Annotated in this window: 13 protein-coding genes; 1 reads left to right on the top strand and 12 read right to left on the bottom strand. The window is 44.4% G+C overall.

The features are described from left to right. Window position 1 precedes the first annotated feature (1 nt). The 12 genes from M1381_02160 to M1381_02105 all read right to left on the bottom strand — a co-directional run bounded on the left by M1381_02160 (window position 2) and on the right by M1381_02105 (window position 13,959). Window positions 2-163, bottom strand: coding sequence for a YHS domain-containing protein (locus tag M1381_02160; protein MCL4477893.1), 162 nt, complete (start codon window positions 161-163; stop codon window positions 2-4). Window positions 164-222: 59 nt separating this feature from the next. Further along, window positions 223-3,351 (bottom strand): CusA/CzcA family heavy metal efflux RND transporter, encoded by a 3,129-nt coding sequence (locus M1381_02155; protein ID MCL4477892.1) that lies wholly within the window; start codon window positions 3,349-3,351, stop codon window positions 223-225. Between the two features lie 51 nt (window positions 3,352-3,402). Further along, window positions 3,403-4,752, bottom strand: coding sequence for an efflux RND transporter periplasmic adaptor subunit (locus M1381_02150; GenBank protein ID MCL4477891.1), 1,350 nt, complete (start codon window positions 4,750-4,752; stop codon window positions 3,403-3,405). A gap of 163 nt (window positions 4,753-4,915) precedes the next feature. Further along, a complete protein-coding gene (locus M1381_02145; protein ID MCL4477890.1) occupies window positions 4,916-6,187 on the bottom strand; it encodes a TolC family protein in 1,272 nt (423 codons plus the stop codon). A 167-nt stretch (window positions 6,188-6,354) separates the two neighbouring features. Then, window positions 6,355-6,741: a DUF302 domain-containing protein gene (locus M1381_02140; GenBank protein ID MCL4477889.1), complete on the bottom strand. Its 387-nt coding sequence runs from the start codon at window positions 6,739-6,741 to the stop codon at window positions 6,355-6,357. Between the two features lie 268 nt (window positions 6,742-7,009). Next, window positions 7,010-9,751: an insulinase family protein gene (locus tag M1381_02135; protein MCL4477888.1), complete on the bottom strand. Its 2,742-nt coding sequence runs from the start codon at window positions 9,749-9,751 to the stop codon at window positions 7,010-7,012. 33 nt (window positions 9,752-9,784) lie between these two features. Continuing rightward, on the bottom strand, window positions 9,785-10,816 hold the full coding sequence (locus M1381_02130) for a redoxin domain-containing protein (GenBank protein ID MCL4477887.1): 1,032 nt from the start codon (window positions 10,814-10,816) through the stop codon (window positions 9,785-9,787). Window positions 10,817-10,917: 101 nt separating this feature from the next. After that, on the bottom strand, window positions 10,918-11,493 hold the full coding sequence (locus M1381_02125; protein ID MCL4477886.1) for a hypothetical protein: 576 nt from the start codon (window positions 11,491-11,493) through the stop codon (window positions 10,918-10,920). Continuing rightward, window positions 11,490-11,669, bottom strand: a complete 180-nt coding sequence (locus M1381_02120) for a hypothetical protein (protein ID MCL4477885.1) — start codon at window positions 11,667-11,669, stop codon at window positions 11,490-11,492. Before M1381_02120 ends, M1381_02125 begins: the two co-directional genes overlap by 4 nt. 183 nt (window positions 11,670-11,852) lie before the next feature. Then, on the bottom strand, window positions 11,853-12,269 hold the full coding sequence (locus M1381_02115) for a hypothetical protein (GenBank protein ID MCL4477884.1): 417 nt from the start codon (window positions 12,267-12,269) through the stop codon (window positions 11,853-11,855). A 137-nt stretch (window positions 12,270-12,406) separates the two neighbouring features. Further along, the gene (locus M1381_02110; GenBank protein ID MCL4477883.1) at window positions 12,407-12,538 is read right to left on the bottom strand and encodes a sigma 54-interacting transcriptional regulator; all 132 of its coding nucleotides are present in this window, start codon (window positions 12,536-12,538) and stop codon (window positions 12,407-12,409) included. Window positions 12,539-12,711: 173 nt separating this feature from the next. Beyond that, window positions 12,712-13,959 (bottom strand): B12-binding domain-containing radical SAM protein, encoded by a 1,248-nt coding sequence (locus M1381_02105; GenBank protein MCL4477882.1) that lies wholly within the window; start codon window positions 13,957-13,959, stop codon window positions 12,712-12,714. A gap of 282 nt (window positions 13,960-14,241) precedes the next feature. Here M1381_02105 and M1381_02100 point away from each other — a divergent pair, with 282 nt between their 5' ends. Beyond that, window positions 14,242-14,985, top strand: a complete 744-nt coding sequence (locus tag M1381_02100) for a YceI family protein (protein MCL4477881.1) — start codon at window positions 14,242-14,244, stop codon at window positions 14,983-14,985. Window positions 14,986-15,244: the final 259 nt, after the last annotated feature.

The raw sequence follows: 15,244 nt of genomic DNA, 5'->3' as shown, positions 1-15,244 counted from the left end.
TTTATTTTGTTTTTTGAGCCAGATATTTCTCAGGTTCTTTTTCGAATTTGTCCTTGCATCCCTTTGCACAGAAGTAATAGGTTTTTCCCTTGTAATCGTACTTTTCCGGTGCAAGTTTTTCGTCAATTACCATTTTACAAACAGGGTCTTCATGTTTTGCCATAGTAACCTCCTTTTTTATAGATTATACATTTTACCGGACAAATACAAGACTGTTTATGGTCATTCCCGGGGCAGCGTCCTTCTCTTCCAGTAAAGATAGATTACCGGGTATACGACAAGCTCCATGATCGCAGAGGTGAATACGCCTCCTATCATAGGCATGGCAATACGCTTCATGACATCCGCACCGCTCCCGTGACTCCACATGATTGGCGCAAGCCCCATAATAATGGCAACGACGGTCATCATCTTCGGGCGTATTCTCTGGACAGCACCGTACATGATGGATTCCTTGAGATCGTTTTCGGTGTGCATCTTTCCTTCATCGATCCACCTGTGATAAGCCTCATCAAGGTACACGAGCATGACGACCCCTGTTTCGGCATCAACCCCGGCAAGTGCAATGATACCGACCCATACAGCGACGCTGAGCTCGTAATGCACGATGTAAAGTCCCCAGAATGCGCCGGTCAGCGAGAACGGGATCGCAAGCATGACAATGAGTGCCTCTGTTACCGAATGTTTATTGAAATACAGGAGCAAAAACACAATAAACAGGGTAAGCGGGATCACGATCATAAGAGTCTTTTTCGCGTGTTCCATATATTTATATTCGCCTGTCCACTCAAGCGTATAACCCGCGGGGAGCATGCCTTTTTTTATAATCTCATCGTTTACGGCTTTCTTTGCACGTTCCACGTATCCGCCGATATTGCTTGTGTTTAAGTCCACATACACCCAATCGGACAGCATGCCGTTTTCGTCCCTTATCATCGGAGGTCCGTTGACTCTATGAATACTGGCAAGCTCTCCAATGGGTATCTGGGCGCCTGACGGAGTTGGAACAAGTGTCATCTTGAGGTTATCGGTATTATCGCGGAGTTCCCGGGGATACCGCAGTGCAATCGCAAAACGTTCGCGTCCGTCAATAACCTTGCCGATGGACATACCGCCTATGGCTGTTTCTATAACATCCTCCACATTGCTGATGGTCAGCCCGTACCGTGCGATGGCTTCACGGTTTATGTCAAAATCTATGTAATGCCCGCCCACTGCCCTTTCCGCAAAAACACTCCTTGTCCCGGGTATCTTTCCGAGGGTGCTTTCCAGCATCTTCCCGATATTTTCCATTTCGCCAAGACTTGGACCATAGATCTTAATACCAACAGGGGTACGTATGCCTGTGGTCAGCATGTCTGTCCTGCCTTTTATCGGCATTGTCCATGCGTTTGTTACTCCGGGCACATTGAGCGCTGCATTCATTTGATTGATTAATCCTTTCCATGTCACTCCACTGGGCCACTGTGACTGCGGTTTAAGGTTGATGATGGTTTCTATCATCTCCAACGGTGCCGGGTCTGTCGAGGTATCTGCCTTGCCCGCCTTTCCAAAAACGGATGTTACCTCGGGAAAAGATTTTATGATCCTGTCCGTAACCTGCAACATCTGTCTTGACTGGGTAATGGATATGCCGGGTATCGTGCTCGGCATGTAAAGGATCGTTCCTTCATTGAGCGGCGGCATAAATTCGCTGCCGAGCCGTGTGAAAGGGAATATGATGGTTAAGATAATCAGGACCGCTGAAATAAGGATAAGCCTTTTGTGCTTGAGCGCAAACAGGGCGACCGGGTGATAAACCCGGATCATAAGGCGGTTGATCGGATTTTTTTCTTCCGGCGTGATCTTCCCGCGTATGAAGAGGGTCATTAACGTCGGTCCCAGGGTAATGGAGAGGAATGCTGCAAACAACATGGAGAAGGTTTTTGTATACGCAAGCGGCCTGAAGAGCTTTCCCTCTGGCCCTGTGAGAGCAAAGATCGGCAGGAATGCGACCGCTATAACGAGCAGGGAAAAGAACAGGGGCCTGCCGACGAGTTTTGCAGCCTGTATGATAATCTCTTCACGCCTTTTGTTGGTGAGATTATGTTCCTGCTCCAGGAATTTATTTGCATTCTCTATCATCACGATCGAGGCGTCCACCATAGCGCCGATCGCGATCGCTATGCCGCCGAGAGACATAATATTGGATGATACCCCTACATAGTACATGCCGATTAGGGCCATCAAAATAGCAAGAGGTAAGATTACAATAGCGACAAGTGCACTGGTAATGCTGTAGAGGAATATGATGGAAACAATACTTACGATAATACTTTCCTCAATGAGCTTTTCCCGCAGCGTTGCAACGGACCTCTTGATCAATTTGGATTGATCGTAAACGATCTTTAGTTCGACGCCTTTGGGAAGCGATGGTGTAATCTGTTTGATCTTCGCCTTTACGTCATTCAGGATCTTATACATATCCGCGCCGTAGCGGACAATAACGATACCTCCCACGACATCGCCTGTGCCGTTATAATCCGCAATCCCCCGTCTCATGACCGCATCATATTTTATATCCGCGATGTCCTTCAAAAGGACCGGGGTCCCGTGAGGCGAGGCATAAACAACGGTATTGCCGAGGTCTTTCAATGACTCAATGTAGCCGTTGCCCCTGATGACAAACTCCGTGCCGTTGATCTCTATGGATGCGCCGCCGACATCGTTGTTTGAATGTCTGACAGCATCTATGACCCTGCTCAAAGGAATATGGTATGCCTGAAGCCTGGCCGGATAGACGTTTACCCTGAACTCCTTTTGGTATCCACCGATTCCTGCCACCTCGGATACACCGTGAACGGATTCAAGCCAGTATCTCAGATACCAGTCCTGGAACGTCCTCAGGTCGGCAAGGTTATACCTGTGTCCCTTATCCAGCAGCACATACTCAAGTCCCCAGCCGATACCTGTTGCATCGGGCCCGAGCGTAGGATTGACACCCGGCGGGAGTTTACCGTTGATCTGCTGGAGATATTCCAGCACCCTGCTCCGCGCCCAGTACATGTTGGTCCCGTCTTTGAACAGAACATACACGTACGAATATCCGAACGTGGACAGGCCCCGTACAACCTGAACGTTCGGTGCGGAGATCAAGGCGGTTACAATGGGATAGGTTACCTGATCCTCTATGATGTTCGGGCTCTGGCCTTCCCATTTTGTATAAATTATCACCTGCACCGGCGTAAGGTCCGGGATTGCCTCCAGCGGCGTTTTGTTGATCACCCATATTCCCCATCCGATCAGAAAGGCCGTACCGAGGAACACGATAAATTTATTTTTTGCGCAGTACTCGATGATACGGTTAATCATGGCATTCCTGAATATTGAACCTTGAATGTAGCATCTTGAATTTCTTCATATTCACATCTTCATCCCGGGCATGGAATTGTCCTGATTTACTGGAGCCGTCTTCTGTTCTGATGGCCTTTCCACTGACTTCTGCGGACCTTGAACCTTTTTACCGCTGTTCATTTCCATACCCGGCATTGAACCGATTGCACCGCTTGCCTCGTTAAGATTGGATTCCGCATCGATCAGGAACACCGGGTTTGTCACGACCCTGTCCCCCGACACGAGCCCTGAAATCACGACATAATATCTGTCCACGTGCTCGCCGAGCTTTACGGTACGCGGCTCAAAGTAGCCATCACCCCTGTCCACAAACACCACCTGCCTTGTCCCCGTGTTCATGACAGCATCGGCAGGCACTGCAAGCTTCTCTCCGATTTCGTCCCGGATAACTGCAGAGCCGTACATGTCCGGTTTAATGTGATACCCTGGATTGGATATGACTACCCGCGCTTTTACGGTCCTGGTCCCGTTATCCAGATAGGGATATATATAATCGATCCTGCCTTTTATCTCTTTTCCGGGGAATGCCAGGAGCTGCAGGCTCACCTGCTGCCCTGTGCGGACAAACGGAATCTGACTTTCGTATATATCAACCATTACCCATACATCGCTCAAGTCCGCGATCCTGAATAATGTCTGCCCGGCATCGACATGCTGTCCCTGAACAACGTGTTTTTCGATGATATAACCGGTGAAGGGTGCGTAGAAAGAAAGTGTGTCATAAGCCCTGCCCGCCTTCTTAATCTCCTGTATCTGCCTGCCGGTGATGTTCCATAGTCTCAGTTTCTGCTCGGCAGCATGGACAAGTTCCCTGTTGTTTGCCGAATAGGGATTATTGACAACGAGAAGGTATTCCTGTTCCGCCGATAAAAGCTCCGGGGAATAGATCGTAAACAGGGGCTGGCCTTTGTACACCATCATGCCTTTATAATCGGCATACAGTTTTTGAATATATCCGGAAAACCTTATGTTGATGTCCTTCAGCCGTGTTTCATCATATCTGATGATTGCATCGTTACGTACGGAAAATGTAAGTTTCCTGTTTTTTACGGCACCGAGCGTTACACCGTACATCTGCTGGAGTCTCGATGATATTTGAACGGTCCCCGGTGCAAGGGACTTTTCCTTTTCTGTCTGTTCGCAGACCTGGAACGGTACCATCTCCATGCCCATGGAATCCTTGCCCGGGGTACTTGATACTTCCTTGGGCATCATGGTGGATTTGTACATGGTCTTGCATTTTTCTTTTTTCTGCTGGATCTGTCCGTTTGCAGCATTGCCCTGTGTTTTATGCTTCGAGCATCCGTATGCTGTCAAAGCCACGAATGTAATGCCGAGTATGATAAAATATCTCTTCATGTTCATCTCCTGTAACTACCTCTCATGACGGGGAGCGTTTTGCGGCGAAGTATTCTACCGGTATCCGGGGGGGATTGCTTCACTTCGTCCGTAATGACACCCCCGAGCCGGCTTCGCCGTGCTTCCGAATACGCAATGAAAAAAAAGTCAGTATAGTTCATGCCTATTCCTTACCGGCCTTTATCAGGTCTACACCGCTCAGCACGCTGAGCCGTGCCAGCGCCTTGTAATATTCCGCTGTCCTTTTATACAACAACTGTTTGTAATCGATGAGCATGAGCAGTGCATCCATGGTCGTAAGGAAGTCTACCCTGCCGGTTGTGTAGCTGCTGATCGCTGAGCTGAATGTAAGTGCTGCTTCAGGTACGATCTTGTTGCTGTACAGATTAATCAATGAGTAGGTTGTCTGTGCCTCTTGATATGCAGCATCTATCTCTGCAAGTGTCGATTTTTCTGTGTTGTTCTCACCCTGTTGTGCTGCGATCAGCTCTGCACCTGCACCCTTGACCATGTATCTCTGCTTTGCCCAGAAGTATAAAGGCAGGCTTATTCCTATCTGTGCTGTCCAACCGGGAGGGTAAGAACCTCTTGTCATGATACCTCCACCGATATCGAGATCAGGGGCGTAAGACCATTTACTTTTAGATAACTCCAGCTTGCCTTGTTCCACGTCTATTTTTGCAATGGATATCTCTGGTGAATTATTTCCGGCAGAGTTGTAAAGTGCTTCCCTGCCATAGCCTATGGCAAAAGGCTCAAGTGTTTCAGGCTTAGGCAGTTGTGTGTCAGGCGTTTTACCAAGCAAACCGTTCATCCGCGCGGTTGAACGGTTCAGCTCCAGGTCTATAAGCTCGATCCTCTCATCAAGCCTTGAACGTTCAAGCATCGCGCGCAGCATGTCCTGCTGGGATGCAATACCTGTTTCGTACCTCTGTCTTGCTGTTCCTATAACCGTATCAATCACCTTTACATATTGCTCAAGCAAGGATAATGATTCAACATCGTAATAATAATCGCTGAACGCAGATACAGCCTGTGACTGGATTTCAAGCTCTTTCTGCCTGAGCAATTGTCTGCTTATCTGGAACTTTTTGTATGCGATCTCGGATTCAAGATGCAGCTTCATGGGAAAAGGTATTACCTGATCAAGCTCTATGGCCAAAAAACTCATCGGATCCTCGCCGACAGAATAACTTGTGTCCATGTTGTTTATCTTGAACATCAATGATGGATCAGGGATAACGCCGGTGTAGTGATACCGTGCTTCAAAATCGGCAACCTTTGCCTGCATACTTTTGATAGATGGGTTGGCTTTCAGCACTTCGACAACGTATTGGTTCAGCGTAAACCTGTTCTGAGTAGTACCCTCCTGAGCCATGGTAACAGATGGCACAAGGATCAAAACAGCATATACAATCCATAACAATTTTTTCATACTTTTATCATATCCCCTTGGAGCCTTTAATCAACTTTGTTCTCCAAAGATTAAAGGCAATTATCGTGCCAGAGTAATATGTCATGAAAATGAGCAGGTTATCTTGCCCTGATCAGAGTCAAACAAACATTATTCTTCAGGAATGAAGAATAGTGTTCAGAAACCCGCTATTTCGATTCGTCCACGATACTAAGGATGATTTTATCAATCTCCTGCGCCATTGCACCTATATCCGCCTGCGGATAGAAGTCTGCGATTACTCTTGGGCGTAATGCACTGATGAGAGTCTCTTTTCCCTCCGCATAGACACTGATGCGGCAGGGGAGCATAAGAGCGATCTTGATGTCCTTTGCAAGTACCTGGCTTGCGTATTTTGTATTGCAGATCTCAATGATCTTAAGAGGCTCATGCTCGATGCCCTTGCTTGCAAAGATTGCCTTGATATCGTGGATATGCAGTACAGCAAACCCTTTTTCCTTTGTCTTTGCTTCAACAGTGCTCACTGCCCCGTCAAAGGTCTTCGTCGTCCGGACCGTATAATCGAAGGCTTCCATAATAATCCCTCCCTCCGTAAAAGAATAATAACTGTATGGATAAATATCAAGCCTGTTTTAAAAACAGACCTCATCTTTGTACATGGTGATGTGTAAGGGATGAACAATAATATAAAACTCATCAGTCGGAGAGCATACGGATCCCGTGACCCCTATAACAATGTAGTTTTGATCTTTCATGGTTGTGCTATTCTACCTACACCGGCATGATCACAGATGGGAGAGGCACCAAAATCGAAAAGCGATGGTCATCTGACAGGCTTTTTCCCTATTTCGTTTCCAGGGATGGTTCCGGACCTTCTACAACCTGGACGAGGTCATTCGGCCGTATCCATTTTCTGTAAGCATCCTGAACTTGTTTTGCACTCAGCTTCAAATATATATGCGCTGAGAGTATTGGCTCATTTAAGTGCAGTCCTCTTATAGCCCTGCTCAGCAATCCGCTGGCTATGCTGGTTTCGCTTGACTCTGACAGTGGTATGTCACGCATAAGCTGGGCCTTTGCCTGCCTCAGCTCTTCTGGCGTTATATCAGACTCCTGCATCTGTTTGAGATCGTGCACGATAATTGTCCGCGCTTTTGATACATTCCGGGGATCACAGCCGTAGCTGACTTGGTATATTCCCCGCGTTTTGGAAATGTCGAAAGTTGAGCTAACGTAGTAAACCAAGCCTCTATTCTCGCGGAGATCGCGGTAGAACCTTGTAGCATAGAATGCACCGCCAAGGACGTGGTTACCTAATTGTAAAGGATAGTAATCGGGATTAGATCGCGTTAATCCGAGCGTCTCGGTAAGATAGACCTTATCCTGCACGCGGCTTTCATCGGGTATTGCAACAATAGAAGGCTTGTTCAAAGGAGCTGACGGAAGGTCAGTTTTCGGTTTAGGACCACTTGCCTTCCAGTTCCCAAAATATTTTGATACAACCTCGCGTGCTTCTTGAAGTGTGACATCTCCTATGACCACGATCGTTGTCATATCGGGTCGAAAAACCTTGTTGTAGTAATCTTTGACATCCTGTAAAGTGAGCGAGTCGATCGTTTTCGGTGTAGGTTGTCTGAGGACAGGATCACCTTTTGGAAAAAGTGCAACATGAAGGGCACGGCTTGTCAGGTAATCCGGACTTTCAAGCTCTCCTGCTACTGCAGCCGCAGTTCTGCGCTGTACAATCTTGAATGCCTTTGCTGGAAGCAGTGGATGAAGTTCATTGTCTGCAAGAAGCTGCACGGCTCTATCAAATTTGCTGCTGAGAACACGAATAAAAAAGCTTGAACCTGCGGATTCACGGGCGCCGATATCATCTAATGCTTTCTGGAATGCAACCCTGCTCAGAGAGGTTGTACCATATTCAAAGAGCTGATCGATAATGCTGCTCACACCATCCTGACCTTGAGGAGTCTGAAGCAGTGGATTGTTCTTAATGCCGCCAATAATAGTAACTGTATTGCTTATGGATTCCGGTTGTACAATGAGTTTGATACCGTTCGGCAGAATTATCACCGAAGGTTTCACTGTGGAGTGGGGCACGGTGATTTTTCCAATAGCTGCCTCTGCCCATGCCGGCAGTTTCACATTTTTAGTCTTTTGAGGAGTAAAAGATTCAGCACCTCCAAATCCGTGCGAAGAAACCGGCTTGCCTGATACCTGTGGAGTGAGTACTGCTACGATTGCTTGCTTCGGATCAAGGTACTTCACTGCTACTCGATTTACATCATCAACAGTCACTTTTTCTATTGCTCTCAGATCATCTTCTGGTGAGTTCCTCCCTTCAATGGCCACTGCATTAGACCATGCCATCGCCAATCCAGGAATAGAATTCTTCTGGAACTCGGCATCGGAAATCTCGACCCTTTTTGATGCTTCAACTATGTCCGATAAAACGCCCTTCTTTACCTCCTGAGATAATATTTTTTTTATCTTATTGATAAGTTTTTGCGGATTGTATCCCTTCGGAAATGCAGCAAGAGCAAAACCGATCCCTGATTTTGGCAGTGCCATAAACTCGAATGCAGCAAAGAGTGCCTTCCCCTCTGGAACAAGGGCATAGAGCCTTCCTCGTTGACTGCTTAGAACATCAGATAGAATTTGAGAGGCTGCATAATTGGGACTGTTCGTACCGGGCATTCTATAAGCAATTACTGCAAGACCATACGGCAGATCAGTTGTCAAATGCAGTACGATCGGTTTAACAGGCCTGAAATTAAACTTTGGACGTTGCGGTAATTTTCCAGGAAGGATGCTCCCGAACAACCTTTTAACTTCTGCAAGGGCTATACGTGGTTTCACATCTCCAACAATAACAAGAATCGCATTGTTTGGTACATACCATGTTTTGTGGAAGCTATCTAACATTGCTGCCGCCGTGTGGTCGAAAGATGGTCGGGTCCCGAGTGCATCATGAGCATACGGTGTTCCTTTGAACATTGTTGCCAAGAGGTTCGTAAAGAGAACATATTCTGGATTTGAAAGGTCTTGCGCGACTTCTTGTTCTATAGCTCCCCGCTCTTTGTCCCATAACCTGTCCGTGCCAAGAATTCCTTTCATCCTGGTAGCTTCAATATGAAGAGCTACATTCAAGTCCCCGGAAGGTATCGTGAAGAAATACTGTGTTACCATCTGCTGTGTGTCTGCATCAAAATCGCCGCCCATTGCAGCCATAATGTCAGCAAGCTGCGACGCCGATAAACCACGGCTTCCCCGGAACATCATGTGTTCAAGAGCGTGAGCTGTTCCAGGAAATCCTTTTGGCGCTTCGTCAGAACCAACAAGATAGTTTATCTCTGTAGTTACAACAGGTGCAAGAGTATTACGAACGATTATAACCCGGAGCCCATTCTTCAACGTTGCACGAAAGACTTTTTGCGTGTTCCCGGCGGTCTTTGATGCCTTCCCTGCTGCCTTGGTACTCAGAGGCAATGACAGCAAAACTATCATTAAAAGCAGAATCAATACCAAAAAATGATAACGCCGTGTTATGTTTTTGTTTATTACCATATCTACTACACCCATGCTAACATGTTCTAAACATAGAAGCTGTTTGATTCAAGTATGTTTATGCTTTATATACGGCTCAGCTATCAACTTTTTGAACACATTTACATAGCTGTTCTTATCCCATGACCTTGCACCATTTACAATGTCGTATATTGTTCCGTCTTTTCTTATAATAAAGGTTATTGGTATACCATTTACTCTGTATTCGTTAGAGACCGAGCCATTATCAATAAGAATGGGAAATGTTATACCCATCTTCTGTATAAACGTTTTAACATGATCAGGATTACTTTCATCAACATTAACACCGAGTATTACAAATGGCTGTCCTTTTAGTTTCTCTGAAAGCCTTTCCATTGATGGCAGTTCCATCTTGCATGGTGGACACCATGTTGCCCAGAAATTAAGTAATACAACCTTTCCTCTATAAGAGGATAAGTTGACGATTTTGTTTTCAACTGTTGGAAGCTTAAAATCAGGTGCATTTTCATTCTCTACCGGCCCCTGATTATTTGGTAAATTTGACCCTTCCCCGGATGCGTTGTTATTGCCAGTTCCGCTAACAACAGGATAGCCCTTTTGAACCCAGTCAATGACAAAACCATTAGGAAGATAAAGCATCTTCACATTTGTAAAACCCATGGCCATTAATTCCTTGTACGCAGGCCTAATGTTGGGACAGTTATTCCACGGACAGCATCCGCAATACAGAACAATGAATTTATTCCGTGACAGATCCTTTAACAGCTCCCGCAGCTTCTGCAATCCTTCCGGACTTGAAGCAGCACCAACATAATCGGCGCCGGGAATATGCGATTGATTGTACAGACTAAGGAAGCCAACATGGAGGATTAGCGGCTGTTCTTCTTTTTTCAACTGGAGTAATTTTACGAGGTCTGCTGGCTGAATCAACTGTGCGTTATCGGACAATTGTCCTGTTATACCGGATTTCGACTCCTGTTGCGGTGTTGTTCTACTGATGCCTATATATCCAAGTACACCCGTCAATAAAAGTATGACAATAATTGATGCTTTTATGATAAGCCCGCTCCTGCCGGCGTTTTTTTCTTTCGCTGTCATTTCTACTTCTCCTTAATAGGCATATATGCGTAACTCCTCACAATATTTGATGTTTATTTAAAAGAAGTTACTTTGATAATCCTGAATGCTCTGTTTAATCCCTATTTATCATCCGCAATGAATTGTTTCTTTGTTATGGGGACAGGTTTATTATCTACATACATCATCTGAGGTTTCCCATCCATCTTATGCAGGAGTATCTTGTTCAGTTTCCATGCACCATGAACGTGGGTCATAAAAAAATCTAAATCATATTTTGTTTGGGTATTCCCAGATTTAGCGAGGAAGTCTGAACAGGCAAAATAGGTATTCCCCTCATAAGGGGTAATCTTATCTTTCATAATACGCACAAGCTCTAATTTGCCAGGTATTTCCACATCTCTGCCCAGAACATCTTTAACAGGCAAGGTTCCTGTTGTCCTCAATGTTTGTTTTACATAATCATCAACAGCCTGGCTGTATTCAGCAATAAGGCTCTGGCGTGTTTTACCTGCCATTGCCTCGGCTTTTTGCCATTGCTCTAAACTACCCTGTGGATGTTCTTGTGATGGAGGTGCTGGAGAAGGATGTCGTGGAGAGGAATGTACAGGAGAAGCTGGTTTCTGGCAACCCGAAACACTAAAGAACACAAGACATACAAACAAACTAAATATACTCAATGAGCTCATTTTTTTCATGATCTGTTAACGCCTATTTGTTTTCTTCTCATTGAATGAATGATAGTTCTCTTACTGTATTTGTCAAGATGCAGTATGGATTTTTGGTCAATTCCATACCAGACTCTTACTTTTTCAACGTCTCTTGCATAAGCATCAAGCAAACGAAGCCTGATATGAACAACATTACCGAACAAAAGAAGAAGGGAAAAGGCTTCAGTCCATAGCTAGCGGCGGGGATGAATGAAGAGATATGGTATAGTTGTCGTTCCCCTCCGTGGAACGACAACTTGCTCCATCCCAATAAAGAGTACACCATAATTTATTCTTCGCGATAACAATCCTCTGCAAGATTTAACTCTCTCTTATAATGCATTACCTTATGGCGTATTTCCGGTTAAGCCATACACTGTTAATTGGATCGATGTCTCTTTATCGCTTTTGTTTTCTACGATAAAACGTATGTAATCAGCCCCTTTGACCTGTACAGAGGCAGACAAAACAAACAGTGTCTTATGATAATAGTAGTTATATAAAGCCGGCAGCCCGGTAGTTGATATCGACTTATAAGAATTCATAGTACTGGTCTTATAATACATCACGACATTTTGTTGATCCACTTTACATTCGATCTTAACCCTTGCATATCCTTTCCCTCGAATATCAAGCGTAAAAGATTTTTTACTGTTTGAAGATATCGGCTTGGTATATTCAAGCAACGTATGTATATTTTGAGCGTAACTTCCCTGCACAAACGTAAAAACAAATAAGGAAACAAATAAAATTATTTTCTTCATAATCTCTTGTTATACCTCCTCAATGTAAAGCTTTTCTCTTAAAGAAGATATGCACTTCTTGTCATAAGTCCAAGAAGGTTGATGTCTGGAATGTTTATTGTGATTGTGCTTTTACCGGACAACCCTGTCTCAAGCAGTTATACCGGTATAGCAGTACAGTTTATAGCTACAAAGGATCCCTTCTTCCTGTTGCCTGCACTGTGTATTGCCCTTGCTGCAACCTTTCTGCCGGTATCCGATTTAGGACATTGAGCATTTTGTAACTTCATACGATCTGTGTAATAAAAAATCTCCGTCGCGTAAACAGATCAACAGGTTTATAGAATAACGTAATACAAAAAATTACTATCGCTAAACTTCTTTTTGAAAGCTCTTAAAAGAAAAGAATGATGCATCAAAAAATTAACATAGCAAGAATTTATAAGCCTTTGTTAGCCTAAGACTAACTTTGGCTTAATGGAGATGACACTTTATCATGAACACTTACGGTAGAGTCTTTACGCCTGTCCTTGTATATTTGTAAGAAAAGTTTACTCATTTTAACGGATTGAGATTCAGCCGCATAGAAACTGTCCCATGCATCATAATACAGTTTCTGAAGCGCGTCCGGGGTCATTCTGTACGGCTGAAAAACCACTGTTGAGGCGTTGTAGTGGTTCCAATCCGTGTCAAATATTCTGCCCTCCGATTTCATTTGCTCATAGACTTGTGTTCCTGGAAATGGGGTAAGAATAGTGAATTCAGCCAGATCAAGCTCAATGGTGAGAAGGAAATCAATGAATCTTTTTATAAAGTCTTCTGTATGCTCATCCATACCCAGAAGAATAGTACCTTCCACACCTATACCGTAATCATGATACATCTTTATCCTGTCCTTGATTTTGTCTGAAATCGTATATATAGCGTGATAGATGTACCAGCAGCCCGCTTTTCGTGCCAGGTCCAATACCTCGGGTACGGGAGAAATTGGATGAGATACCCAGCGTTTCCCCATCCCTGCCATAGAACGGAAAACCTCTTTCTCCCATGCTACATTCTGTTCCAGCGAATTATCTACTATGAATAAAAGATCTGAGCAGCTTTCCATGTCCGAAACAACCTGATCAATGGGACGTATGCGGTGCTTACGCCCGCCAAGGTAAGGTACGCAGCACGGATAGCAGTTAAAACGGCATCCCCGTGATGTCTGGACAAGGTCCACCAATTCCCACCCTTTATACACATAATCCCTTTTTTTATTGTACAGATCACGCCTTGGATTCCGAATTTTAGAGATATCCGGAAAACCGATCATCGAGTATGATTTTTTAAGCCTGCCTTCCTGAAAATCCCTAACAACCTGTTCTAAAAGCCCTTCAGCTTCTCCAATAACAATACTGTCGGCATGCCCGATCGCCTCATCAGGGCGTAGAGCTACATGTAAGCCTCCAAGGATGACTGTTTTCCCCCGTTTTTTAAATTCCCCGGCTATCTCGTAGGCTCTTGGTGCCTGGCAGCTCAACATGATAGATATACCTACCACATCACAGTCTTTGTCAAAATTAACGGGTTGTACGTTTTCGTCGCATACACTTGCTTCCACCGTGTCAGGAAGGCTTGCCGCTACTGTAATAACCCCTAAGGGAGGAAGGGTGAAAGGCGTTTGCTGTGGCAATTTCGGCCACCGCGGAAAAATTAAATGAAACTTCATATTTTGTTACCTATTCCTTTTTGAATTCTCAAAAGCATAAAACTCCTTTTTGGTGTAAGCATAGAACCCATCTTATATAACATAATTTTTTTAAATCATTACAAGTTATCCTAATATTCAAAACCTTGCAAGCAGTGAACGCCGCCCGCTATTTGTATCATTTCATAAGTCGGTGTCAAGTCTGAAAATCTATTATTTAAAAAACTCCGCACTTGACTTATTAAAGGGGGACAATATAATTTAAAATAGTATTAGAGGTCATTAAAAAGGAGGTAGGTTTATATGATCTTATTGGCAGGTATAGTATTACATGCGATGCTTATAGCGGCACCACAAAAACCCATTATAGAATTCCGCGTTACAAATGCGTATGTTACGTATGAAGCACACGAGACTAATCTGGGCTCTGAACTAAAAACGGTAATTGGACGCAATAAGGACCTTTCCATTGAAATGCTTGCTTCACCTGAAAATGTTGCGGCAAAGCTATTAATCTCATCCTCGGGATTTAAAACCGACAGACCAATGCGGGACTGGTCTGTAAAGACACTGTACCTGAAGTCAGGCACGTATCCGGAAATAACCTTTGATATATTAAAAATAGATGGGGAACCGCTATCAAAAGTCCTGCATCCGGTAAATAAAAGTCTGGTCATTAAAACCGCTCTTAAGAATATGATTGTTGATATAATTGTTCCTACTAAAGAAAACACCCCCTTACTTTTGCAGGCAGGGGGTGAAAAGTTATTGGTAGAGGGAAAACTAAGAGATGATATCCTCAATGCTATCAACAGCGATAAGGGCGAAATTCATTTAACCGGCAGGCTTACCGTAGCAGGCGGGTCAAAAGACTTTGACACTGCAGTATCTTTCAATAAGATAGGAGATAATAAGTTCGCTATATCGACAATAATTGATGCTAAATTCACGGACTTCGGCATGTCAGCGCCAAATCTTGCATGGTTTATAGCAGTACGTAATAGGTTGATTCTTAATGGATATGGTGTTGTGGAGGTTTTGAAATAATTTTTTCAGGTATTCAGGCAGCACCAAAAAAGGGCGATTAACCGAATCACCCCTAAGATAAAACCCGGTGTTTGAATCTCTGCCATATTATCGAATTTATGTTATGTGTTAAATAACAACAATTACAAAGTATGTTAAAGCCACGTCAATATGTCAGTTAATTACCACGTGAAAATGTCAGTAAGCGTATTCATTAGACAGCCATTTTTAATTGAGAATGCTCCATTAAGGTACCCTTAATCCTGCGTGTCACGGCATC

Source organism: Deltaproteobacteria bacterium (genome assembly GCA_023382265.1).
Taxonomy (GTDB): domain Bacteria; phylum JAMCPX01; class JAMCPX01; order JAMCPX01; family JAMCPX01; genus JAMCPX01.
This window is presented reverse-complemented; position numbering and strand designations above follow the sequence as displayed.

Coding starts and splice junctions, on each gene's coding strand:
- M1381_02160 (MCL4477893.1), bottom strand. CDS start 163: ATGGCAAAACATGAAGACCCTGTTTGTAAAATGGTAATTGACGAAAAA.
- M1381_02155 (MCL4477892.1), bottom strand. CDS start 3,351: ATGATTAACCGTATCATCGAGTACTGCGCAAAAAATAAATTTATCGTG.
- M1381_02150 (MCL4477891.1), bottom strand. CDS start 4,752: ATGAAGAGATATTTTATCATACTCGGCATTACATTCGTGGCTTTGACA.
- M1381_02145 (MCL4477890.1), bottom strand. CDS start 6,187: ATGAAAAAATTGTTATGGATTGTATATGCTGTTTTGATCCTTGTGCCA.
- M1381_02140 (MCL4477889.1), bottom strand. CDS start 6,741: ATGGAAGCCTTCGATTATACGGTCCGGACGACGAAGACCTTTGACGGG.
- M1381_02135 (MCL4477888.1), bottom strand. CDS start 9,751: ATGGGTGTAGTAGATATGGTAATAAACAAAAACATAACACGGCGTTAT.
- M1381_02130 (MCL4477887.1), bottom strand. CDS start 10,816: ATGACAGCGAAAGAAAAAAACGCCGGCAGGAGCGGGCTTATCATAAAA.
- M1381_02125 (MCL4477886.1), bottom strand. CDS start 11,493: ATGAAAAAAATGAGCTCATTGAGTATATTTAGTTTGTTTGTATGTCTT.
- M1381_02115 (MCL4477884.1), bottom strand. CDS start 12,269: ATGAAGAAAATAATTTTATTTGTTTCCTTATTTGTTTTTACGTTTGTG.
- M1381_02110 (MCL4477883.1), bottom strand. CDS start 12,538: ATGAAGTTACAAAATGCTCAATGTCCTAAATCGGATACCGGCAGAAAG.
- M1381_02105 (MCL4477882.1), bottom strand. CDS start 13,959: ATGAAGTTTCATTTAATTTTTCCGCGGTGGCCGAAATTGCCACAGCAA.
- M1381_02100 (MCL4477881.1), top strand. CDS start 14,242: ATGATCTTATTGGCAGGTATAGTATTACATGCGATGCTTATAGCGGCA.